Origin of the sequence: Variovorax humicola (assembly GCF_037889915.1) — a bacterium.
GTDB classification, from domain to species: Bacteria; Pseudomonadota; Gammaproteobacteria; order Burkholderiales; family Burkholderiaceae_C; genus Variovorax; species Variovorax humicola.
In genome coordinates, this window is record NZ_JBBKZV010000021.1 from 65,826 (window position 1) to 87,708 (window position 21,883).

Consider the following 21,883-nt stretch of genomic DNA (forward strand, 5'->3'; position numbering starts at 1 on the left):
AAACTGCCTCGTGTGAGGAGGCGTTAAGACAAAATTTGGAAAATAGGGCGGCGCGGGCTTGAAATCATTCGTCTCTGATTCTATGGAATTCTCCGAGTTCATATGCAGCAAAAGCTGTCGCGGGTCGAATCGTCAGGGATAAAAATCTGCCTTCATCAACTTCCGATAAATAAGGTGGGTGAGAATATCGATCATGATGTAATGTCGTCGAATCCCGGCACCTCGTACGGTAAACGAAGTGCCGAAAGATTGCGTTATGACTTGATGCTCATCGCCAGCTATTTTTCGCCGTTATGCAATAGATAGTTCGCGAAGAGCCAGTCCATGGGTCTGCCAGCGCAACAATCGCGCGAGCCCGACGTCAACCGGTTAGCCCAAGGCGATGTCACGTATAGGGCCGGACAAGTTGCCTTCAGCGGTCTGCCCGCGCCAAAGTGTCCGTTCCGCCGCGGGGTCATCGAACTCTTCCCGCTCGTGAATGCTACGGCGATTGTCCGTGATCAGGAGATCGCCCCTTTTCCAGTAGTGCGTGTAGGTATAGCGTGGGTTCTTGAAGAACTGCGATAACTCGTTGAAAAACTTTTTCATTTCTATGCTCGTGAAGCCGACAATACGAGGCTCCCAACTCGCTGGCTGGCCTTCGTCGAATGGAAAATAGATCAGCATTTTTCTGACCCATCCCAGATCCGTGAATACCGGAACCTGAAACCAGCCGTCAGGGGAAACGTCGGCGTAGTAGCCACGTTCGGTAACTCGCACCTCGAACGACTCATTCTCGAGAATCTCAAGGAGATGCCTCGGCATCTCCTTGCACGCCAGTACATGGTCGGTCACGAGCGTGGATCCGCGGAACTTGAGGTTGTCGATGCGCGCGCCGTAAAGAAAGACGACGTCGACTTGGCTTAGCAATAGACCGCCATCCGCGTGATACGGAAGCTGGCCACGGCCGGTAACGATTTTTTTCTTGTCGCCGTCGAGATCGAGTGTGTCCTTGTACCCGTACCCAACCTTCTCGCGATCGTTGACGTACGCGACGACGTTTCCGAATTTCGAGTAGATATCCAGGAAGTTCCGCTTGTCCAGGTCAAGTCCTCGCACAAGAGCGAAGCCTTTCTGTTTCAGGATATCCTTGACCATTTCAGGATCGGCGCTCAGGAACGCGTCTTTGTTGAAGTGTGCCCCGAAACCGCTGGGCAGCATTGCCTCATCCTCGTAGAGGCAAAGAATTTCACTCATTTGGTACTCCGTCTTTTTTGAATAACGACCACACGATGGATCGCACTGAAATTTCAATTGCCGCCCGCGTGTTGGACTGACAAGGCTGACTTCGGGGTCACTTTCATAAATGACCCGATAGTGGTGATGCACGATTGTTCTGATTGCTGTTACCAAGAACCCGGTCGAAATGAGGGTGAGGGCTGCGCGAGGAGAACGCGGCTCTGTGAACCTCTTTCGAGGACTCCGCTGAGCGCAGCAGAACCTTTTCCATGCTGCTTACGATGGTGCGCTTTGTGGAGCGATATGGAACCTGAGGATATTTTGCGAAGGTGTTTGCTCGCGAAATCGCCTCCACGAGCAGACAGTCAGTGCTTGTAAGTTGATTGACAATTCCATAACGAACGGCCCTGTCTGCGGAAATACTTTCGCAGGCGAATACGATCTCCTGCATGGCCGTGTATCCGATGGCGTGTTGAAGAATCGCAACTCCAACGGAACACCCGATGCCGTGCTTCAATTCCGGCATTCGGAACTCCGCGGATGAGGCCACGATCCGCCAGTCGAACATCATCGAAAACTGGAATCCCATCCCGATCGCGTAACCGTCGATTGCCGCGATCGTGGGTTTGTCAACCCGCAGTACGCTCAGATAGAGGTCCGTAACACGATCGATCCAGTTATTGACGTCTTCACCACCGCGCAATTGCCGTACTTCATTGAAGTCACCACCGGCACTGAACGAGCGATTAGCCCCACCCGTCACCACAATCGAGTCTATGCTCGTGTCGTTGTTGGCTGTGGCAAGGGCCCGCTTGATACTGTTCTCGAGATCCTCGCTAAACGGATTTTTGCTATTTTGATGGTTTAGTTCGATTACACGGACCGATCCAACATTGCTTTCTATGACCAGTGACATTTTTGATTAGATTTCCAGAAAAAATATATTCAAACTATAATGGTTGATAAACTTGATTGCCCAATAACCATCTAGTAACTGTTTCTCTCCAAATATAGTACCTCCAGGGTATTTGATTTACAAATTTGCCGCCGAGCGCTGTATGAGGTCGCTAGAGGAGGAAGAAATTCTGCGTCGGGATCACGTCCACAGATCCTGGCCAATTAATTAATTAATTAGATTTTGACCCCAAGTATTTTTGGGGTAAACCTACCAAAAAAAGTAGGTTGCAAAGAGATTTCTATGTGATATTTTTGAGCCTCTACCTGTCACATCCCGGACGATCATAAGGACGCTTCCTGAACAGATGCGGATGTGAAGCGTGCCAATTCTTCACGGTCTGGATTGGGGATTTTTCTGTTCAAGGCCGATTGGAGCAATTGATGGTTGTACAGCGTCACATAGCGCAGCAGCGTCTGGGCCAGATCCTCACCCGAGTGGAAACGATGCGTTCTGAGCACATCGCCAATGCACCCCTTGAAGCGCCCCACCATCTCATTGGTGTGGGGCGTTCGGGGCTGGGTCAGCCGGTGCTCGATGCCCAGCGCCTTGCAAAGCAGATCGAATTCATGCGCTCCAGTGGGGTCGCGTTGACGCCCCGCAAACAAGCGATCAGTGAACTCCTTGCCGTTGTCCGTCAGCAGCTTGACGATCTTCATCGGGTAGGCCTCATACACGGCACGCAAGAAGCTGCGCGCACTGGCCGTCGTCTTGTCGCCCTTGATGGCCACATGCACCCAACGCGTGGCCCGGTCGATGGCCACGAACAGGTAGCGACGCTTCGTCTCATCGGCCATCTGCGGCAGGTACTTGATGTCCATGTGCAGGTAGCCCGGCTCATACGCCTTGGAGCTCTTGTGCACTTGCGCCGGCTTTGGGGGCTTGAGCGCATGGAGGTTGCCCACGCCGTGGCGGCGAAGGCAGCGATCGAGCCCCGAGCGCGAGACGACCTCGCAGATGAACTCGCGGGTGACCGCCAGCAGATCGTCCAGCAGCAGCAGCAGTGCAGCGGGATCATCGCTCCATTCTCCACGACGGGCTTACCGCGACAGACCCTGAGTAAGTGTGTCGGCCCAGCAGTAAGGCAGGAAGTCCGCATAGTCGACAGCCTATGGAGTGCGCGGCGCAAGGGCATGGTGCCCCGTAATGACACACGGGCTCGGAGCGCAACATGAAATGTTGGCAAGAAGATCTACTTGACATCGTGTTTGACGACGCGACGTGTGAGCTTGAGGTATTCAGACGTATTGAGGATGCGGCGCTTGCGCTTGGGTTCGACCATGTGGCCTATGGTTTTCAATCGCCATTGCCGTTCAGCAGACCGAAAATCACGCTGTTGAACAACTACCCTCGATCGTGGCAAGAACGCTATAACCAAGCGGGATACCTTCAAGTCGACCCAACCGTCGCTCACGGCCGTCGCTCTCAAGAATCGATCATCTGGGCAGATCAAGTTTTTATGGGTGCACAGAGTCTTTGGGATGAAGCCAGAGCGCATGGGCTGAGGGTCGGCTGGGTACAGTCCAGCCTAGACGGCCTGGGCGCTGGAGGCATGATCACACTGTCAAGGTCTTGCCTGCCTTTGACCCCCAAAGAACTAGATGCCAAACAACCAAAAATGCGGTGGCTTGTGCAGGTGGCGCACTTGGCGTTTTCGCGGCTGCTTCGATGCAAGCCAACGAAAGGATTCCGCACCCTCTCGGGTAGAGAGTTGGAGGTCTTGAAGTGGTCGGCCGACGGAAAGTCGGCGCAGGATATCGCGGACATTCTGAGTGTGTCGAAGAGCACGGTGGACTTTCACGTCAAGAATTCCGTGACCAAGCTGCAAGTTCCTAACAAGACAGCAGCGGTGGTGCGTGCTGCATTGCTCGGGCTACTCAGTTGAGACGTCCGTGTTCGCATCCCCCCAACCTGTTGCGGGTTTCGTTGCCCGCCGAATCTCGCAGCGCGCCATGAGGTCTACATCCAGGCCCGAGAGCGCAACCCTGCACGTTGATCGCGCGACACCCGCGACTGGACGCCCATCGGCGCCGTCACGCTAAGTCGACCCGTTGGGCCTTCCAGCAGATGACCGGTCGCTCCTCTTCAAGTTAGAGGATCGGCATTGGAGCGCCGCGCGAACGCAGCGCCGCAAATCGTCCGGACCGACGATTCAGGCACGGCGTTTGTATGACACCATCGCCACGACCATCATTCCCGCGCGATGTGAGGCCTGAAGAGAAATGCAATACGAACACCTCGAAGTGAACATCGAAGGCGCCGTCGCCTGGGTCACGCTGAATCGGCCGGACCGACTCAACGCGCTCAACCCGAAGATGATCGCGGAGCTCAACGGTTTCTTCGGAGCGCTCAGGGCACGTTCGCCGACGCGCGTGGTGATCCTGCGCGGCGCCGGTCGCGCGTTCTGCGCCGGCCTCGACTTGAAGGATTTCCAGTCCGGCGGCGCCAGCAAGGGAGTGAGCGAGATGCTCGAGTTCCAGAAGAACGTACGCGACATCATGATCGCGATGCGTCGTTGCCCGCAGCCGGTGATCAGCATCGTCAACGGCTCGGCCAGCGGCGGTGGCTTTGCGCTGGCGCTGGCATCCGACATCCGCCTGGCAACCACCGATGCGCGCATGAACGCCTCGTTCATCCGCCTCGGGCTGAGCGGGTGCGACGTCGGCGTGAGCTACTTCCTGCCGCGCATGGTCGGCGCATCGGTGGCAGCCGAATTCCTGCTCACCGGCCGCTTCATCGAGGCCCAGCGCGCCTTGGCACTGGGCCTCGTGAGCCGCCTTGGGACGCCCGAGGAACTCGAGACCGAAGCGCGTGCATTGGCGGATGACATGCTGCGCGCCACGCCGCTCGGCTTGCAGCTGACCAAGGATGCACTCGGCATCGCGATCGATGCGAGCTCGCTCGAAGCGGTCATTGCGCTAGAAGACCGCAACCAGGTGCTGTGCACGCAGGGGGAAGACTTCGCCGAAGGCGTGGCTGCCTTCCTGGAGAAGCGCACGCCGCGGTACGGCACGACATGACACACGACGCATCGCCCCTGGTGCTCGTCGACCGGCCTTTTGCGGGTTGCGCGGTCGTCGCGCTGAATCGTCCGCGCGCCATGAACGCGCTGTCGCTCGCGCTGCGTCGGGCGCTGGTGTCGACCTTCGAAGCCTTGCGGTCCGACGCCGACGCGCGGGTGGTGGTCCTGACCGGCGCGGGCAAAGCGTTCTGCGCCGGGCTCGATCTCAAGGAACTCGGCGCTGCGACAGATCCGGGCGCGGCCGTGGTGCCCACCGCCGACGAAGACCCGGTGCTCGCCATGTCGCACCTCGCGGCGCCGGTGATCGGCGCCATCAACGGCCCGGCCATCACCGGCGGTTTCGAACTGGCGCTTGCCTGCGACCTGCTGATCGCCTCGACCAACGCGAGCTTCGCCGACACGCATGCACGCGTCGGCGTGCTGCCGGGATGGGGTCTGTCGCAACGGCTGCCGCGCCTCGTGGGCCCCGGGCGCGCGAAGGAACTTTCCCTGACCGGCAACTTCATCGGCGCCGAGCAGGCCGAAGCGTGGGGGCTGGTGAACCGCGCTGTCGAGCCCGAAGCACTGTTGCCCACGGCGTTGAAGCTGGCGAGCGACATGCTGTCGGTGCTGCCGGAGATGTTGAGCTCCTACAAGAGCCTGATCGACGCCGGCTTGCGCACGAACCTCGCCGCCGGGCTGGAACTGGAGCGCGAGCGCTCGCGCGCATGGGCCGTCAACCTCCGCGGCACCGACATCGAAGGTCGGCGCCACGAGATCGCCGAACGCGGGCGGGCACAAGGCACGCCACCGAACAGCGATTGACCGCCGGCTTCATTGCTCTAGATCTCTGCCACCTTGTAGCGCTCGACCAGGTCCCAGTCGATGCGCGCGCCGATGCCCGGCCCCGGCGGCACGTGGGCGAAGCCTTCCTTGTCGATGTGGATCTTCTCGACGCCGGCGAGCGTGAAGAGCGGCTCGGGCACCAGCTGCTCGAAATACTCGGTATTGGCAATCGAGGCGATCACGTGCAGGTTGGCCGCGTCGATGATGGTGTTGGCATTGGTGTGGATCTCGAGATTCATGCCGAAGGCCTCGCACAGCCCCGCGATCTTCTTCACCGGGCCGATGCCGCCCTTGAACGACACGTCGGCGCGCACGATGTCGACGGCGCGCGTGGTGATGTACTCCGGCGTCGTGTACATCGACCCGCCCACCACCTCGACGCCGGCGATCTGGATGTCGAGCTTGTCCGCGAGCATGCGGTAGCCGTGCAGATCGAAGTCGCGCAGCGGCTCCTCGTACCAGTGGTATTTCAGCTCTTCCAGCACCTTGCCGACCATCAGGGCCTGCGCATGGTTGTAGTTGCCGGCGACATCGATCATCAGCGGCCACTCCTTGCCGACAGCCTCGCGCACCGCGATGCACAGGTCGATGTCGCGGCGCGCGTCGCCCCACACGTGGAGCTTGTAGCCCTGGTAGCCCAACTCCTTGTACTTCAAGGCCTCTTCGACGAAGAGATCGACGTTCGCGTGCTCCATCGAGCTGGCGTACACGGGCACCTTGTCGCGCACGCCGCCGAGCAGTTGATAGAGCGGCGCATCGACGCTCTTGGCATAGAGATCCCACAGTGCCACGTCCACCGTGCCGATCGCGAACTGCGTGGTGTAGAGCAGTCGATCCCTGCGCCACATGTCCTGCCAGATCGCCTCGCGATAGGCCGGGTCCTTGCCGATCAGAAGCGGCCGCAGGCGGTCGGCAATCGAGTGGGCAAGGCTCAGGCCACCGTAGGCGCTGACGACCTCGCCGGAAACGCCCTCGTCGGTGTTGATCTGTACCGCGAGAAAGTCGGTGACATAGGCCCCGATGGACTGGCCGCCATACAGCGTCGGAACCTGGAAGCCCTCGGGCATCGGTGGGCGGAACGAGGTCAGCTTGACGTCGGTGATCTTCATGCTCAGATTTCCTTGACGGTCAATTTCTGGATGGCGTCCCAGTCGATGTCGTAGCCGAGCCCGGGCTTGGTCGGCGCCTCGACGTAGCCGTCGCTGGTGCAGCGGATCACATCCTTCATGCCCACGTCGAGGATCCCCTGCGGCACCGGAATCTCGAACAGGTCGCAGTTGTGGATCGCCAGCATCACGTGCAGGTGCGCCGCCTGCACGAGCGTCGTGCCGTAGCTGTGCGGCTCGTACTTGGTGTTGAAGGCCTCGCACAGGCCGGCCGCCTTGCGCATCGCGCTGATCCCGCCGATCCAGTCGCCGACCGAGCGGATGCTGTCGACCACGTGCCCGGACAGGTATTTCGGATAGCCGCGCAGGCCTTCGGCCACGCTCTCGACCGCCGTGATCGGGATCTTGAAGCTGCGGGTCAGGTCGGCCAGGCCGTTGAGGTCGGAGTCCGCGATCGGCGCCTCGTACCAGTAGAAGTCGAGTTCCTCGAGCACCTTGCCCACCTTGAACGCGCCGAGCCGGTCGTAGGCGTTGACCGGGTCGAGCATCAGGTCCATCTTGCCGTTGAAGACCTTGTGCACCGCGCGGCAGACTTCGATGTCCTTGTCGGGCACGCCGAAGGCATGCAGCTTGAACGCGCGAAAGCCCTGGTCATAGGACTCCTGGGCACACTGGATGTACTCGGGCACCGTGTCGTACATGACGGTGCTCGCGTAGGCCTTGATGCGCGGGCGAGCCGCACCGAGCAATCGGTAGATCGGCTCCTTGTGGTACTTGCCCATGAGGTCCCACAGGCAAATGTCGACCGTGCTCGCCACGGCGCTGGGCGATCGCAGCGAATCGGTCAGCTTGTACGAGATCGCCTCGACCTCGTGCGGATCGCGGCCGATGAGCAGTTCGCGCAGGCCGGGGAGCGCGGTCTCGATCGCGCCGGGGTCGAGCAGCCAGGTGATGCAGACGCCTTCGTGGCCTTCATCGGTGCCGATGCGCAGCAGCACATGGTGGATCGTCATCGGCGCCCATTCCTCTTTCCAGCGGAACTTGCGCTCGTTGGGCTTCAACACATGCGCCTTCACGCTCGTGATCTTCATTGGAGTTCTCCGGGTTGGATGGTCCGTTCGGACCGGGACGACAAGGCCGCGGCGCGAGAGCCGGCCCAGGATTCGGGTGTGACCAGGCCGGGCGGGCGCAGGCCGCGCAGCGCGTGGTCGATGTCTGCCGCCGCTGCCAACGACAGGCGCCGGTAGGCACTGCGCGTGATACCGGCGCAGTGCGGCGACACGATGACGTTGGGCAGCGAGAGCAACGGGTGGCTCGTGGGCGGCGGTTCGGGGTCGAAGACGTCGAGCGCGGCGCCCGCGAGGCGTCCCCGCGCCAGTGCCTCGTACAGCGCCGCCGCGTCGACCACGCCGCCGCGCGAGGTGTCGACCAGCCAGGCCGTGGGCTTCATGCACGCGAGTTCGGTACGGCCGACGAGCCCGCGCGTGGCCGGAGTCAGCGGCGTGTGCACCGAGACAATGTCCGCCATCGCGAGCGCCTCGTGCAGCGGCAGTGTGCGCTGTACGTTGTCGTCGTGCACCGGTGCGCCATCGCGCGTCACGGCAATCACGTCCATGCCGAATCCGCGCGCCGAGATGCGCGCCAGCTCCCGGCCGATCGCACCGAAGCCGACGATGGCCAGCGTGCGGCCCGAGATCTCCTCGTAGGGATTGTCCAGGCGCGGGCCGAAGCGCCCTCCTTCGCGCACCGCGCAATCCAGTTCCAGCAGGCGCTTTGCCAGGCACAGCACGTGGCCGATCGCATGCTCGGCCACCGACAGGGCACCGGCCCCGACCGCATGCGTGACCACGATGCCATCGGCCCGCGCGGCGACGAGATCGATATGGTCGACGCCGCTGCCTGCCGCCGCAATCACCTTCAGACGCCGCGCATTGGCGATCACCGGCGCTGTCACCTTCATTGGCGGATAGGCATACAGGGCGTCTGCCTCGGCGATGTCCTGCGCCACCTGCGCAGGGTCGTCATGCTCGATCAACCGGTAGTGCGCCCGCAGCGCCTGCCGACCGGCTTCATGGAGCAAGGGCAGTCCCAGGACCAGTGCACGATCGGTCACACGGCGGCCTCGGCAGTGGCTGCCGCGTCGCCCAGGTAGGCCCTGCGCACCACGTCGCTGGTGGCCAGTTCGGCGGGCGTGCCTTGCGCCGTCATGCGTCCGCTCTGCAGCAGGTACGCGTAGTCGACGAAGCCCAGCGCCTTCTCCACCACCTGCTCCACCAGCAGCACCGCGACGCCGCGCGAGCGAATCGTGGCCAGCGTCTGCAGCACCTCGTCGACCAGGTTCGGCGCGAGGCCGAGCGAAGGCTCGTCCAGCATCACCAGGGCGGGCCGCCGCACCAGCGCCTGCGCGATGGCCAGCATCTGCTGCTGCCCGCCGCTCAGGCCCCCCGCCGTCAGCGACGCCTTCTCGCGCAGCACCGGGAACAGTTGCAGCACCTCGTCGATGCGCGCCTGCGCCTCGCCACGACCCAGCTTGATGCGGTACATGCCGAGCAGCAGGTTGTCCATCACCGTCTCGCGGCGGAAGATGCGGCGGCCCTCGGCGACATGGGCAAGTCCCTTGGGGACCAGTGCTTCCGCGCTGCTGCCGATGATGTCGATGCCATCGAAAGTGGCCACGCCGGCGCTCGGCTTGAGCAGCCCCGACAGGCCCTTGAGCAGCGTCGACTTGCCCGCCCCATTCGCGCCGAGCAGCGCCACGGCTTCGCCGCGGCCGACCTGGATCGTCGCCTCCTTCACCACCGGCACGATGCCGTAGCCGACCGAGAGATGCTGCGCGCGCAGGAGTGCTTCGGGGCGGTTCATCGCGCACCTCCGGTATAGGCATGCACGACAGCCGCGCTGCTGAACACCTGCTCGGGTGTTCCCTCGGCCAGGATGCGCCCCTGGTCGAGCACGGTCACCGCATCGGCGATGCTTGCGACCAGCTCGATGTGATGCTCGACCATGATCAGCGTGGTCCCCATGCGACGGATCGCCCGCATGAGATCGCCAAGCTCATCGAGCTCGCCCATGGACAACCCGGCCGCTGGTTCGTCGAGCAACAGCAGCTTGGGCCGCCCAATCAGCGCCCGTGCGATCTCGACCAGGCGCTGCTGGCCGTGCGGCAGCAATGCGGCGTGTTCATGGGCCCGTGCGGCCAGTCCGACAAGCGCCAGCAGCCGCAGCGCTTCCGCGTCCAGTGCGGCCGCCTCGCGACGTGCGCGCGGCAGCCTGAACGCGATCTCCAACCCGCTGGAAAGCTCGCGCGCATAGGCGCCGAAGCGCACGTTTTCCAGCAGGCTCAGTTCACCGAGCAGCTTGGGCGTCTGGAAGGTGCGCTGCACGCCGAGTCGCGCAATCGAGGTCGGCCCGCGCCCGACCACCTCGGCACCATCCAGGCGGATCGAGCCGCTGCTCGCTGGATAGAAGCCCGAGATCATGTTGAGCAGCGTCGTCTTGCCCGAGCCGTTCGGCCCGACGATCGCGTGGATGCTGCCCGGCTGCACATCGAGCGAGATTCCGTCGAGCGCGCGCACGCCGCCGAACTCCTTGGCCAGCCCGCGGATGAGGAGCGCCATGCCCTGCACCGGCTCGACCACCGCCGGGCCCGCATCGCGCGGCATCGCGGCCGCACGCGCCGTGGCGCGCCGTGCCTGCCGGCGGTCGTCGAAGCCGGCGATCGCACCGGCCAGCCCTTCCGGCAGGAACACCGAGAACGCCAGCAACCCGACGCCGTAGGCAATCATGCGGTATTCCTTGAGGCTGTCCAGGAGCTCCGGCAGCACGTAGAACGCGGCCACGCCGAGCAGCGGCCCCGACAGCCGTGCCGGGCCGCCGAGGACGACGACGAACAGGAAGAAGATGGAGAAGTCGAAGCTGAAGTCCTCGGGCGTCACAACGCCCTTGGCACTTGCATAGAAAGCGCCGGCGAGCCCGGCGACCGCGCCGGAGAAGGCGAACGCGAACAACCTCAGCCGCGCCGTCGACACGCCGTTGGCTCGTGCCCGCACGTCGCCCTCGCGGATCGATTGCAAGGCCCAGCCGATGCGCGAGTCGATCAGGTTGTGCATCACCCACCACAGCAGCCCGGCGACGCCGACGACCAGGGCGAAGAGCCCGAAGCCCTCGACCTTCACGCCCGCGAGCGACGGCTTGGGAATGCCGACGATTCCGCCATAGCCGCCGGTGAAGCCGCGCAGGTCGTTCAGCATCGCGGTCACCGCCAGCGTGAATGCAATGGTGATGAGCACGAAGTACCACGACGACAGCCGCAGTGCCGGCAATCCGAGCACCACGCTGAATGCCAGGCCAACGGCCGCCGACAGCACGGCCGACGGCCAGAAGCCCCAGCCATAGCGCACGCTGGCTATCGCCGCCGCATAGGTGCCGACGCACACCAGCGCGCCATGCGCGATCGACACGATGCCCGCATAGCCGGTCAGCACGTTGAGGCCCATGGCTGCGACCATGTAGATCGCCGCGAACGTCATCAGCAGCAGGTAGTACGAGTTGACCAGCGCGGTCCCCGTTGCAACCAGCGTCAGCAAGGCGCAGGCGACCAGCGAAAGCGTTGGCACGGAGAGGCTCGGCCCGGCGCGCTGCGCCGGCACGAGCGATGTCCCGACGAACGGCTTCACGTCAGACCTCCCGCAGCGCGCCGCGTCCGAACAGGCCGAACGGCCGCACCAGCAGCACGATCAGCACGACGCCCAGCAGCAGCAGTTGCCGGTAGCCGGGCGTGAGCTGCACGGAACTGATGCTCTCGACGCAGCCCAGCATCAGCCCGGCCGCCAGCGCACCCCAGTTGCTGCCGACGCCACCGATGGCGAGCGCCATGAACCCCTTCACCAGCAGCGCCATGCCGATCGACGTGCTCGCCAGCAGCAGGGGCGCCGCGACCACGCCGGTCAGTGCGGCATACGCGGCTGCGATCGCGAACGAGGTCATCGTGAGTCGCGACGGGCTGATGCCGTTCAGCCGCGCGGCATCGCGATCCTCGGCGACGGCGAGCACTGCCTTGCCGGCGAGCGTATGCCGGTACACCCATTCGACCGCGGCGATGCTCGCGACGGCGATTGCGAACACCGCCACCTGCTGGGTCGAGAAGGTCAGCGAGCCGATCTGCACCGTGTCCATGGTGGCGCCCGGCACCGGCGGCACGACCTGCGGGTCGGTGCCCCAGACGCGGTCGCCGAGGTTGATCAGGATGATCGAGAACGCCAGCGTGCTGATGATCCAGCCGTGGTGGTGGGACGGCCGCTTGATCAGCGTTGCCACCGCGACCCGCTCCTCGAACAAACCGATCAACGCCACCGCCGCCATCACCACCACCAGCCCGACGATCCACGACAGGTGTTGCTGCGTCATCAACGCCCAGGCGAACATCGCGCCCAGCATGACCAGTTCGCCCTGCGCCATGTTGAAGACGTTGGTCGGCTTGTAGGCGATGTTGAAGCTCACGGCCACCATCGCGTAGATGGCGCCCATCGTGAGACCGGTGGTCAGCAGTGCGAGCAGGTCTTCGAGCAGCATCTCAGACTCCGGGCGCGCGGCGGCGGAACAGGCCGTGGTACTGCTTGCTGAGCGGGTCTTCCATCGAATTGGCCACGGCCATCGCCACCACCTCGGAGTCGTAGGCGGAGTGCCGTGACGGCGAGAAGACCATCTTGCCGAACAATCCTTCGACCGAGGTCGACGCGTCGAGCGTCTTCTTGATCTGCTCGGTGTCCCAGGACTTCGATTTTTCCACCGCGTACTTCAGCGCATAGATGAAGTCGTAGAACGGCGTGGTCGCGGCCGGTCCGAGCAGCGAGTCGGGCACGTTGGCGTTCAGCAACTTGCCGCAGAAGGTCTGCAGGCGCTCGGGCGGCTGTTCCTTGTCGGTGTAGGTCAGCGCGCGGTAGGTGGCCGCATAGATCTCGTTGTAGCGCGCGCTGTCCGGCACCGCACCCGGCGTGCCGGCGAACAGCAGGCCGGTGTGACCGGCGATCGGCGGCTTCCAGGCCATGCGCGACAGGCCGACCAGCAACTGCGTGATGTCGACGTTGTTCGACACGTGGGTGTCGATGCCTTCCGCGCCGTCGCTGCGCAGCTTGCGCAGGAACGGCGTCATGTCGGCCACCTTGATCGGGAAGGTCTGGTCCGACACGACCTGCATGCCGTGCGCCGGGATTTCCTTCAGCAGCGCGTCGCGCGTCGAGGCGCCGGCGGCCGAGTCCTCGATCAGCAGGCCGACCTTCTTGACGCCCAGCTTGGCCAGCAGCTCGGCATGGCGCTTGGCCTGCGCGCCGGAGGTGAAGTTGAACTGGTAGTGATAGGGGAAGCGCGTGCCGTCGCCCATCTCGTTGGCCGACGCGTAGGACGCCTGGATGATCTTCGCCGGCGTTGCCACTTCGAGCGAGGCCAGCGCCTGCGAACTGCCGATCGGGCCGACGATGAACTTCACGCCGTCTTCGATCAGCCGCCGCGTCGCTATCGGTGACTGCGCAGGCGATCCCTGGTCGTCGACCTCCACCTTCACGAGCTTGCGGCCCATGATGCCGCCGGCGGCGTTGATCTCGTCCATTGCGATCTGGGCCGGGAGGTAGAGCGGCGCGAAGCTGCTGGCGAGCGGGCCGGTGATCGGCTTGACCCAGCCGATCTTCACGTCGTCTTCCGCATGCGCGTCGCGGGGCAACAGTCCGCCGCCGAGCGCCACCGCTCCGAGCGAGGCCAGCACCGTGCGTCGATCGACGCCTGTTTCGCCCGTGAGGGAGTGATTGCGTAAGGTCATTGCTTGTCTCCTGTGGTTATGGGCCCAGAGCTCGTTGGCGTCGTCGCCATCGGACCCGCTGCCGCAGGCTATTCCCCCGATGGGTGGATGAATGTCAAGAGTTGACATTTCAAGGGTATGCACTAGGCTCCAACGCCCATGAAGGCCACGGTTGCAATGACTTTTCCGGGAGGCGTTGGCGCAGGCAGTGCCCGACTGCGCGTGCTCGACCGAAGCACCTGGTTTGCGGCGCTGGCGCCGGCTCTAAAGCGGGAATTGCTGGACCGTGCGGTGGTCCGTCGCTGCACGGCGCGCTCATTGATCTACGCCGCAGGCTCTGCACCCAGCGGCCTCTACGCCGTGCTCAGTGGCGAAGTGCGACTCGAGCATTCGGCCAAGAGCGGGAAGTTCGCGTTCTACCAGGCCCTTCGCGCCGGAGATTTTTTCGGACTGCTGAGCGAACTTGACCAATCGCCGCGCTTCAGCGACGCACGCGCGTGGAGCGAGACGACCGTGCTGCAACTGCCGCACGCCGAATTTCAGGACCTCTATCGCAACTCATCCGCGGCGCGCGAGGCCTTCGTCGCACTTATCTGCGAGAACCTTCACACCACATTGGGAATCCTGGTGGAAGAACACAGCGCGCCGCCACGCTCGCAGATAGCGCACATCCTGTTGATGCTCTTCAGCCGGGAGCCCGCCGAACTGCGAGAACATCTCAAGCTGACGCACGAAGCCATTGCGGCGATGGCCGGCGTGTCGCGCCAGACGACGAGCAAGGTCCTGCACGAGTTCCGCGGGCTCGGCCTGATCGCCATGCAATATGGGAAGGTGTCTGTACTGGACGCGACCCGCTTGCGCGGCATCGCAGAAGCATGACGCAGGTCACGGCGTGGGCTGGGGCATGCCGAGATGCGGATCAAGGAGGAACCGAAGGCGCCCGCCACCGCCGCCCGGCCTTGATTGCGCAGCTAGGCCAGTGCCCTCAATTCCCGCAACGCCACCGACAACATCGCTGCATCCGGCGCAGGCACCGCGCGCAACTCGCCCATCAATTGCGCAGCGCGTTCAAGCGTGCGGCCATTGCTGGCCTGCCATGCTTCGACCAGCGCGGTCGGCGATTCGACCTCGCCGCCGCCGGCCAGCACCGCGCTGGTGATCGAACGCTCCAGCCCGGCGAGGTCGTCGAGCATCGCGCCCTTTGCGAGCATTTGCCAATGGTGGTCACCCGGCAGCGCCGCAATGCGTTCGCGCAACCACGGCATGCCGAGCCGGTTGGCCAGGTCGAAGTAGATGGCCGCCACCAGCGCCACCGGCCAGCGCGCGCCGCCGGCAATCTCGGCAATGTCGAGCGTGGCGTTGAGCGAGTCGAAGGTGACGACGCGCTCCGCAAGTTCACGCGGCACGCCGCCAACAGCGTAACGTGCCACCGCGGCATCCACGCGCGCGCGCTCGTCGGCGTCCAGGAGTTCCGTCAAGCGCGTGGCCAGTGCCTCGACATTCGACTTGAAGTGGTCGATGGTCGCGTCCATGTCCTCGTTCAGCCGCCGCGAGCGCAGGAACCACTTGGTGGCGCGCTCCAGTTGGCGGCTGGTATCGATCAGCAGGCTGGCTTGCACGGCATCGTCGACCTTGTTGTCGAGCGCATCGATGGCCAGCCACAACGGCACCATGCCGAAGATTTCGCGGCTCATCAGGTAGGCACGCACCACCTCGAAGGCGCGCGCGCCCGTGGTTTCGACCAGCCGATGCACGAAGGTGCTGCCGACCCGGTTGATGGTGCTGTTGATGACGTGCGTGGCGATGATCTCGCGCCGCAGCGGGTGCTTGGGCATGTAGGCCGCGAACTTCTGGCGCAGCAGCGTCGGGAAGTAACGCTCCAGTGCTGTCGCGACCCACGGGTCGTCCGGCAGCGGTGAGGCCAGCATCTCGTCGTAGAGCCAGATCTTGCTGTAGGCCAGCACCACCGCGCGCTCGGGCGTGGTCAGCCCCTGGCCCTTGGCGCGGCGCTCGGCCAGTTCCTCGTCGGTGGGCAGGTATTCGATCGCGCGGTTGAGGCGGCCGCCCTTCTCCAGGAATTGCATGAAGCGCGTCTGCGCATCGAGCAGTTGCGGCGCGACGCGGCCAGTGACCGAGAGAACCTGCGTCTGGAAGATGTTGTCGCGCAGCACCAGCGCCGCCACCTCGTCGGTCATCTCCGGCAGCAGCGTGTTGCGCTGCTTCTCGGTGAGTTCGCCTTCGGCGATCGGCAGGCCGACCAGGATCTTGATGTTGACCTCGTGGTCGGAGGTGTCCACGCCGGCAGAGTTGTCGATCGCATCGGTGTTGATGCGCCCACCCGCCAATGCGAATTCGATGCGCCCGAGTTGCGTGCAGCCGAGATTGCCGCCTTCGGCAAACACCTTGCAGCGCAGTTCGCTGCCGTTCACGCGCAGTGCGTCGTTGGCACGATCGCCCACCTGCGCATGGGTCTCGCCCTTGGCCTTCACGTAGGTGCCGATGCCGCCGTTGTAGATCAGATCGACCGGGGCCTTGAGGATGGCGTTGACCAGTTCGGTCGGCGTGAGCGCATCGGCCGTGATGTCGAGCACCTGCTTGACCTGCGGCGTGATGGCAATCGACTTGGCTGTTCGCGCATGAATGCCGCCGCCTTCGGAGATCAGCGTCGCGTCATAGTCGGCCCACGACGAGCGCGGCAGCTTGAAGAGGCGCTCGCGCTCGGCAAAGCTCTTCTGCACATCCGGATCCGGGTCGAGAAACACATGCCGATGGTCGAACGCCGCCACCAGCCGGATGTGCGTCGACAGCAGCATGCCGTTGCCGAACACGTCGCCCGACATGTCGCCGACGCCGGCGACGGTGAAGTCCGTCGCCTGCGTGTCCACGCCCATCTCGCGGAAGTGCCGCTTCACCGACTCCCACGCGCCGCGTGCCGTGATGCCCATGGCCTTGTGGTCATAGCCCACCGACCCGCCGGACGCAAACGCGTCGCCGAGCCAGAAGCCGTATTCCTTGCTGATGCCGTTGGCATAGTCGCTGAAGGTGGCGGTGCCCTTGTCGGCCGCGACCACGAGGTAGGGGTCGTCGACGTCGTGGCGCCGCACATCCGGCGGCGGCACGACCTTCTGGCCGATCAGGTTGTCGGTGATGTCGAGCAGGCCGCGCAGGTAGTTCTGGTAGCAAGCCACGCCTTCGCGCATGTAGGCATCGCGGTCACTCGCCGCAGGTGCGCGCTTGAGCACGAAGCCGCCCTTGGAACCCACCGGCACGATTACCGTGTTCTTGACCATCTGCGCCTTCACCAGGCCCAGCACTTCGGTGCGGAAATCCTCGGGCCGATCCGACCAGCGCAACCCGCCACGCGCAACGCGGCCGCCGCGCAAGTGCACGCCCTCGAAGCGCGTCGAGTAGACGAAGATCTCGAACATCGGCTTGGGCGCCGGCAGGTCGGGCACCTTGGACGAATCGAACTTGAACGACAGGAAGCTGCGTCGCTTGCCGGTCGCATCACGGCGCCAGAAGTTGGTGCGCGTGGTGGCGAGCATCAAGGCGAGGTATTGCCGCAGCACGCGGTCTTCCGACAGGTTCGCCACGTTCTCCAGAGCGGCTTCGATGGCCTGCACCTTCTCGTTGACCGGGACATCGCCGTCCGATTGATGCGCCGGATCGAAGCGCTGCTTGAACAGTTCAACCAGCAACCGTGCGATGTGACCGTTGGCCACCAGCGTGCCTTCGATGAAGGTCTGCGACAACGCGAACCCGATCTGCCGCATGTACTTCGCGTAGGCGCGCAGCACGACGATCTCGTGCGCGGGTAGGCGTGCTGCGAGCACGAGGCGGTTGAAGTCGTCGTTTTCGACCTCGCCGCTGACGACCGCGCCAAAGGCCTCCTCGAACACCGGCCGCAGGGCATCCACATCGACTTCGGCATCGCCTTGCAGCCCCTGCAATCCGAAATCGTGAACCCATATCGGCGCCCTGTCCTGCAACGCGATACGGTGCGGATGCTCGTCGAGCACCCGCATGCCCAGATGCTCGAGCATCGGCAGGCTGGCCGACAGCACCAGCGGCTCCCCGCGTCGCAGCAGCTTGAAGCGCAGCGTGCCAGGCGCTGCTTCCAGCGGACGGTACAGGTTCATGCCGAGCGGTTGCGTGTCGCTCAGGCGTTCCATCAACTCGATGTCGTGCACGGCGGCGCGCGCCGCAAACTCGTCGCGGTAGCCGGCCGGGAAAGCACCGCCGAACTGGCGCAGGAGTTCGTTGCCGCGCGCTTCGCCGGTCGCCTCGATCAACGCATCCTTCAGGTCGTCGTCCCAGCGCCGCGCCACGGCCACCAGGCGCTGCTCGAGTTCATGCACATCGAAGGGCGGGATGGCGCCGGGCTTTGTGCGAACCGTGATCTGGATGCGCGCCAGCGCCGATTCCGACAGGCTGACGTTGAATTCGGAACTGGTGCCGTTGAAGACCTGCGTGAGCATCGACTGCCACTTCTTGCGCAACTCGGTGGTGTAGTTCTCGCGTGGCGCATAGATCATGCAGGCCACGAAGCGCTCGAACGGGTCACGCCGCACGAAAAGGCGGAAGCGTTGGCGCTGCCCCAGGTGCAGGATGGCCATTGCCGTGTGCAGCAGGTCGTCGGCGCCGGTCTGGAACAACTCGTCGCGCGGCCAGGTATCGAGGATGTTGATCAGCGCCTTGCCGGAGTGGCTGCCGGTCGGCAGGCCGGCGCGCGCCACCACCTCGGCCACCTTGTGTCGCAGCAGCGGAATGTCGGCCGGGTTGGCACTGTAGGCCGTGGAGGTGAACAGGCCGAGGAAGCGGTCTTCGCCACACACCTGGCCTTGTGCATCGAAGCGCTTGACGCCGATGTAGTCGAGATAGCCGGGGCGATGCACGGTCGAGCGCGAGTTGGACTTGCTGATCACCAACAAATCGGGCCGACGCGCATAGGCCCGCACTTCCGGCGGCAGCGCCGCGAAAGCGGCCGACGGGTCCTTGGTCATCGCGCGCAGGATGCCGAGGCCCGAATCGGGCACGATCTTGAGCGCGTCCTGGCCGTCGACCGTCACCAGTTCGTGGCTGCGGTGGCCCAGGAAGGTGAAGTGGTCATCTGCAAGCCAACGCAGGAAGGCCACGCCCTCGGCCAATTCCTGCGGCGGCAGCGGCGGCGCATGCGCTTCCAGTCCGTCGACGATCGCAAGAACGCGCCCCTGGATATTTTTCCAGTCGGTCACGGCCAGCCGCACGTCGCCGAGCACGCGCGTGAGGTCGGCCGCCAGCGCCTCGAGCTTGCCCGCATCGGCCACACGGTCGACCTCGGCATGGATGAACGACTCGCGGCGCGCGTCGGGCAATGACGCATCGGCCGCCAATCCCTGCAGCGTGCCTTCGGCATCGCGAGCCACGGTCACGATCGGATGGACGATCAGGTGCAGCGTGAGTCCATGCCGGTTGACCTCCATCGTCACCGAGTCGACGAGAAAGGGCATGTCGTCGTTGACGATCTCGATGATGGTGTGGGTGGACTGCCAGCCGTGCTCCCGAATCGTCGGGTTGAACACGCGCAGGCGCGCGCGACCCGGCTCGCGCTTGCGCGCAAAGCTCCAGTGCGAAAGGGCGGCGCCGTAGAGGTCGGCCACCTGGCGCTCGGCAAGGTCTTCCGGGTCGACCTGGCCATAGTACTGCTGGGCAAAGGCGATGAGCAGGCCGGACTGATCGACGGCGACCTTGCTTCGGATCAGTTGCAGCACCTCGTCCAGGCGCTCGTCTCCCTGCCCGATCATCTTTACTTTGGCATCCATGCTCGTCTCCTGTATTGCTGCTTTTGCGCAGCGTTCTGGCCACTGTGAAAGCCTTGGCTCGCAAAGGCAAGGGCAAACCTACAACCATCCAGCCCGCGAGGTCGGCCTTTGCTCCTGAGCCTATCGTCTGGATTGCGATTCAACCGATGGATCCTGCAAGGGAGGCCGGGATGGAACTTTATGCGGGGAATGATTGCACTGCAATAACAGCGTCTTGACGACGCTCGCGCGCAGGACCGACGGTTTCCGCCAAACGTCTGCCGAGCGATCTTGATGCGAAGAACTTCGAGCGGATTTCAACGCTACAGGTGCATCATCGTGGTCCGTCCGAGGCCGATGTCACGGAGAGTTCGAGCGGCATCTGGGAGCGCCTGCACTACGACTGGTCCGATCCCAACCGCGTCGTCATGGCCACCACGGACTCGAATGTATGGGGAGGCCGATCCGGCCATACCTACACCTTCACCCGTCTGGCCGACGGCACAACGAAGCTGGACGCCGTCGTGGTGCGCGAAGGCAAGAACTTCAAGGGACGGATGCTCGGGTTCGTGCTGGGAACCATCGGCAAGCGCGTTCTGGAGAAGGCGTTCGCAAACACCATCCAGGCCATTGAAGCCCGGAACGGGGTGGCTGGCCGATCGGGACCATGGTTGACTCGTTCGAGGCGAACCATCGAAGAAGGAGGCCACACTTGAGAGGCCTTGTCTTGTTGGCAACAAGGGCCGTTGTCTCCTTGCTTTTTCTCGGGATTGCCGCGGCGTCGAACCTCGCCTTCGCGGCAAGTGACATGCCCGTTCTGAAGCCGGAACGATGGGTGAATTCGCCGCCGCTCACCGCCGAAGGGCTGCGCGGCAAGGTCGTGCTGGTCGACTTCTGGGAGTACACCTGCATCAACTGGATTCGCACCTCGCCCTACCTCAAGGCATGGAATCGCGACTACGCCAAGTCCGGCCTGGTCGTGATCGGCGTGCATGCACCCGAATTCGAGTTCGGCAAGCGCGCTTAGAACATCGACCGCGGGATACGCGACCACGGGCTTAGCTATCCGATTGCGATCGACAACGATTTTGTGGTCTGGCGAACCTTCGGCGACGACGCGTGGCCCGCGAAGCAGTATCGGCAGAGTTGAGCACGCGTCCTTGCTCAGTTGACGGCAACTCCCTTGTCGCGAATGACCTTGCCCCACTTGTCGAAATCGGTGCGCATGCGCAAGGACATCTGCGCCAGGTCGCCATAAGCCGCTTCTGCACCTGCCTTGACCAGGTGTGCCTGCACGTCCTTGTCGACCAGGATCTGCTTGACTTCGGCGCTCACGCGATCCACGACCGCCTTGGGCGTACCGGCCGGCGCCAGCAGGCCGCCCCAGGAGACGGCGTCGAAGCCCTTGAAGCCCTGCTCCGCGATCGTCTTCACGTCCGGCAATTGCTCGATGCGCTTGGGCGAGCCGACGGCGATGGCGCGCAGCTTGCCGGACTGGATGTGCGGCAAGGCAGCCACCAGGTCGGCGTACATCACCGGGACCTGGCCGCCCAGCAGGTCGGTCACGGCGGGCGTGCCTCCCTTGTAGGCGATGTGCTGCATGTCGAAGCCGCCCAGGTCCTTGAGCATCTCCATCGTCAGGTGGCCGAAGCTGCCCGGGCCGGAGCTGGTGTAGTTGAGCTTGCCCTTTTCGGCCTTCGCCTTGGCGATCAGGTCGGGCAAGGTCTTCACATCCGGCAGGACAGTGGGGTTGACCACCACGACGATGGGCAGGTCGTACACGGTGGCGACGGGCGCGAAGTCCTTTGCGATGTCGTAGCCCGCCGCCTTGTACAGGTGCGGCGCCAGCAGCGTGGGCGTGGCGAGCATCATCAAGGTGTAGCCATCGGGTGCGCTCTTGGCCACGAACTGGGCGGCGATGGTGCCGGAAGCGCCGGCGCGGTTCTCGACCACCACGGGCTGCTTGAGGCGTTCGGCCAGCTTCTGGCCGACCACGCGCGAGGCGGTGTCGGTCGGGCCTCCGGGCGGGAAAGGCACGATCAGCTTGATCGGTCGGGCGGGCCAATCCTGCGCGGCGGCCGGCGCACCCGCAACGACCGCCAGCGAAGCCATGGCGATCGCCAGGCACTGGCGGCGGGTGAAGGTTGCGAATTTCATCAGGAAGTCTCCACGTTCAGAAAATCAATG

Annotated in this window: 17 protein-coding genes and 1 pseudogene; 6 read left to right on the forward strand and 12 right to left on the reverse strand. The window is 63.9% G+C overall.

The genetic code is table 11. The features are described from left to right. Window positions 1-369: 369 nt before the first annotated feature. From WKW80_RS25535 to WKW80_RS25545, 3 genes and pseudogenes are all read right to left on the reverse strand, one after another. Window positions 370-1,236, reverse strand: coding sequence for a TauD/TfdA dioxygenase family protein (locus WKW80_RS25535; RefSeq protein ID WP_340366376.1), 867 nt, complete (start codon window positions 1,234-1,236; stop codon window positions 370-372). Between the two features lie 103 nt (window positions 1,237-1,339). After that, window positions 1,340-2,134 carry an enoyl-CoA hydratase/isomerase family protein gene (locus WKW80_RS25540; RefSeq protein ID WP_340366377.1) on the reverse strand — a complete coding sequence of 265 codons (795 nt, stop codon included), beginning with the start codon at window positions 2,132-2,134 and terminating at the stop codon, window positions 1,340-1,342. Window positions 2,135-2,435: 301 nt separating this feature from the next. After that, window positions 2,436-3,177, reverse strand: a pseudogene (locus WKW80_RS25545) (DDE-type integrase/transposase/recombinase); the annotation flags it as partial. 167 nt (window positions 3,178-3,344) lie between these two features. Between WKW80_RS25545 and WKW80_RS25550 the strand changes: the two are divergent. The 3 genes from WKW80_RS25550 (at window position 3,345) to WKW80_RS25560 (ending at window position 5,999) form a co-directional block, all read left to right on the forward strand. After that, entirely contained in the window at window positions 3,345-4,058 is a 714-nt protein-coding gene (locus tag WKW80_RS25550) for an autoinducer binding domain-containing protein (protein ID WP_340366378.1), read from the forward strand. Window positions 4,059-4,395: 337 nt separating this feature from the next. Further along, on the forward strand, window positions 4,396-5,193 hold the full coding sequence (locus tag WKW80_RS25555; RefSeq protein WP_340366379.1) for an enoyl-CoA hydratase/isomerase family protein: 798 nt from the start codon (window positions 4,396-4,398) through the stop codon (window positions 5,191-5,193). Next, on the forward strand, window positions 5,190-5,999 hold the full coding sequence (locus WKW80_RS25560) for an enoyl-CoA hydratase (protein ID WP_340366380.1): 810 nt from the start codon (window positions 5,190-5,192) through the stop codon (window positions 5,997-5,999). The genes WKW80_RS25555 and WKW80_RS25560 overlap by 4 nt, the downstream gene beginning before the upstream one ends. A gap of 17 nt (window positions 6,000-6,016) precedes the next feature. Here the strand turns inward: WKW80_RS25560 and WKW80_RS25565 are convergent, their stop codons facing one another. The 7 genes from WKW80_RS25565 to WKW80_RS25595 are packed head-to-tail and all read right to left on the reverse strand — an operon-like array spanning window position 6,017 to window position 13,937. Then, window positions 6,017-7,129 carry an enolase C-terminal domain-like protein gene (locus tag WKW80_RS25565; RefSeq protein ID WP_340366381.1) on the reverse strand — a complete coding sequence of 371 codons (1,113 nt, stop codon included), beginning with the start codon at window positions 7,127-7,129 and terminating at the stop codon, window positions 6,017-6,019. A 2-nt stretch (window positions 7,130-7,131) separates the two neighbouring features. Continuing rightward, a complete protein-coding gene (locus WKW80_RS25570; protein WP_340366382.1) occupies window positions 7,132-8,217 on the reverse strand; it encodes a mandelate racemase/muconate lactonizing enzyme family protein in 1,086 nt (361 codons plus the stop codon). Continuing rightward, the gene (locus WKW80_RS25575; protein ID WP_340366383.1) at window positions 8,214-9,239 is read right to left on the reverse strand and encodes an NAD(P)-dependent oxidoreductase; all 1,026 of its coding nucleotides are present in this window, start codon (window positions 9,237-9,239) and stop codon (window positions 8,214-8,216) included. The genes WKW80_RS25570 and WKW80_RS25575 overlap by 4 nt, the downstream gene beginning before the upstream one ends. Further along, window positions 9,236-9,988: an ABC transporter ATP-binding protein gene (locus WKW80_RS25580; protein WP_340366384.1), complete on the reverse strand. Its 753-nt coding sequence runs from the start codon at window positions 9,986-9,988 to the stop codon at window positions 9,236-9,238. Before WKW80_RS25580 ends, WKW80_RS25575 begins: the two co-directional genes overlap by 4 nt. Continuing rightward, a complete protein-coding gene (locus WKW80_RS25585) occupies window positions 9,985-11,802 on the reverse strand; it encodes a branched-chain amino acid ABC transporter ATP-binding protein/permease (RefSeq protein ID WP_340366385.1) in 1,818 nt (605 codons plus the stop codon). Before WKW80_RS25585 ends, WKW80_RS25580 begins: the two co-directional genes overlap by 4 nt. 1 nt (window position 11,803) lies before the next feature. Continuing rightward, window positions 11,804-12,697 (reverse strand): branched-chain amino acid ABC transporter permease, encoded by an 894-nt coding sequence (locus WKW80_RS25590; RefSeq protein WP_340366386.1) that lies wholly within the window; start codon window positions 12,695-12,697, stop codon window positions 11,804-11,806. Between the two features lies 1 nt (window position 12,698). After that, on the reverse strand, window positions 12,699-13,937 hold the full coding sequence (locus WKW80_RS25595; RefSeq protein WP_340366387.1) for an ABC transporter substrate-binding protein: 1,239 nt from the start codon (window positions 13,935-13,937) through the stop codon (window positions 12,699-12,701). 138 nt (window positions 13,938-14,075) lie between these two features. Between WKW80_RS25595 and WKW80_RS25600 the strand changes: the two genes are divergently transcribed. Next, window positions 14,076-14,795 carry a Crp/Fnr family transcriptional regulator gene (locus tag WKW80_RS25600; RefSeq protein ID WP_340366389.1) on the forward strand — a complete coding sequence of 240 codons (720 nt, stop codon included), beginning with the start codon at window positions 14,076-14,078 and terminating at the stop codon, window positions 14,793-14,795. A gap of 92 nt (window positions 14,796-14,887) precedes the next feature. Here WKW80_RS25600 and WKW80_RS25605 read toward each other — a convergent pair whose 3' ends face one another. Then, window positions 14,888-19,717, reverse strand: a complete 4,830-nt coding sequence (locus WKW80_RS25605; RefSeq protein ID WP_340366390.1) for an NAD-glutamate dehydrogenase — start codon at window positions 19,715-19,717, stop codon at window positions 14,888-14,890. 407 nt (window positions 19,718-20,124) lie between these two features. Here WKW80_RS25605 and WKW80_RS25610 point away from each other — a divergent pair, with 407 nt between their 5' ends. Together WKW80_RS25610 and WKW80_RS25615 are read left to right on the forward strand one after the other, a co-directional pair. Further along, window positions 20,125-20,412 carry a hypothetical protein gene (locus WKW80_RS25610; protein WP_340366391.1) on the forward strand — a complete coding sequence of 96 codons (288 nt, stop codon included), beginning with the start codon at window positions 20,125-20,127 and terminating at the stop codon, window positions 20,410-20,412. Between the two features lie 92 nt (window positions 20,413-20,504). Next, window positions 20,505-20,723, forward strand: coding sequence for a thioredoxin domain-containing protein (locus WKW80_RS25615; protein WP_422822963.1), 219 nt, complete (start codon window positions 20,505-20,507; stop codon window positions 20,721-20,723). Between the two features lie 137 nt (window positions 20,724-20,860). On the opposite strand, the gene WKW80_RS25620 is transcribed toward WKW80_RS25615, so the two are convergent. Further along, entirely contained in the window at window positions 20,861-21,853 is a 993-nt protein-coding gene (locus WKW80_RS25620; RefSeq protein ID WP_340366392.1) for a Bug family tripartite tricarboxylate transporter substrate binding protein, read from the reverse strand. Window positions 21,854-21,883 lie beyond the last annotated feature (30 nt).

Coding starts and splice junctions, on each gene's coding strand:
- WKW80_RS25560 (WP_340366380.1), top strand. CDS start 5,190: ATGACACACGACGCATCGCCCCTGGTGCTCGTCGACCGGCCTTTTGCG.
- WKW80_RS25590 (WP_340366386.1), bottom strand. CDS start 12,697: ATGCTGCTCGAAGACCTGCTCGCACTGCTGACCACCGGTCTCACGATG.
- WKW80_RS25580 (WP_340366384.1), bottom strand. CDS start 9,988: ATGAACCGCCCCGAAGCACTCCTGCGCGCGCAGCATCTCTCGGTCGGC.
- WKW80_RS25610 (WP_340366391.1), top strand. CDS start 20,125: ATGGCCACCACGGACTCGAATGTATGGGGAGGCCGATCCGGCCATACC.
- WKW80_RS25595 (WP_340366387.1), bottom strand. CDS start 13,937: ATGACCTTACGCAATCACTCCCTCACGGGCGAAACAGGCGTCGATCGA.
- WKW80_RS25535 (WP_340366376.1), bottom strand. CDS start 1,236: ATGAGTGAAATTCTTTGCCTCTACGAGGATGAGGCAATGCTGCCCAGC.
- WKW80_RS25615 (WP_422822963.1), top strand. CDS start 20,505: ATGCCCGTTCTGAAGCCGGAACGATGGGTGAATTCGCCGCCGCTCACC.
- WKW80_RS25565 (WP_340366381.1), bottom strand. CDS start 7,129: ATGAAGATCACCGACGTCAAGCTGACCTCGTTCCGCCCACCGATGCCC.
- WKW80_RS25550 (WP_340366378.1), top strand. CDS start 3,345: ATGAAATGTTGGCAAGAAGATCTACTTGACATCGTGTTTGACGACGCG.
- WKW80_RS25605 (WP_340366390.1), bottom strand. CDS start 19,717: ATGGATGCCAAAGTAAAGATGATCGGGCAGGGAGACGAGCGCCTGGAC.
- WKW80_RS25600 (WP_340366389.1), top strand. CDS start 14,076: ATGAAGGCCACGGTTGCAATGACTTTTCCGGGAGGCGTTGGCGCAGGC.
- WKW80_RS25620 (WP_340366392.1), bottom strand. CDS start 21,853: ATGAAATTCGCAACCTTCACCCGCCGCCAGTGCCTGGCGATCGCCATG.
- WKW80_RS25570 (WP_340366382.1), bottom strand. CDS start 8,217: ATGAAGATCACGAGCGTGAAGGCGCATGTGTTGAAGCCCAACGAGCGC.
- WKW80_RS25540 (WP_340366377.1), bottom strand. CDS start 2,134: ATGTCACTGGTCATAGAAAGCAATGTTGGATCGGTCCGTGTAATCGAA.
- WKW80_RS25555 (WP_340366379.1), top strand. CDS start 4,396: ATGCAATACGAACACCTCGAAGTGAACATCGAAGGCGCCGTCGCCTGG.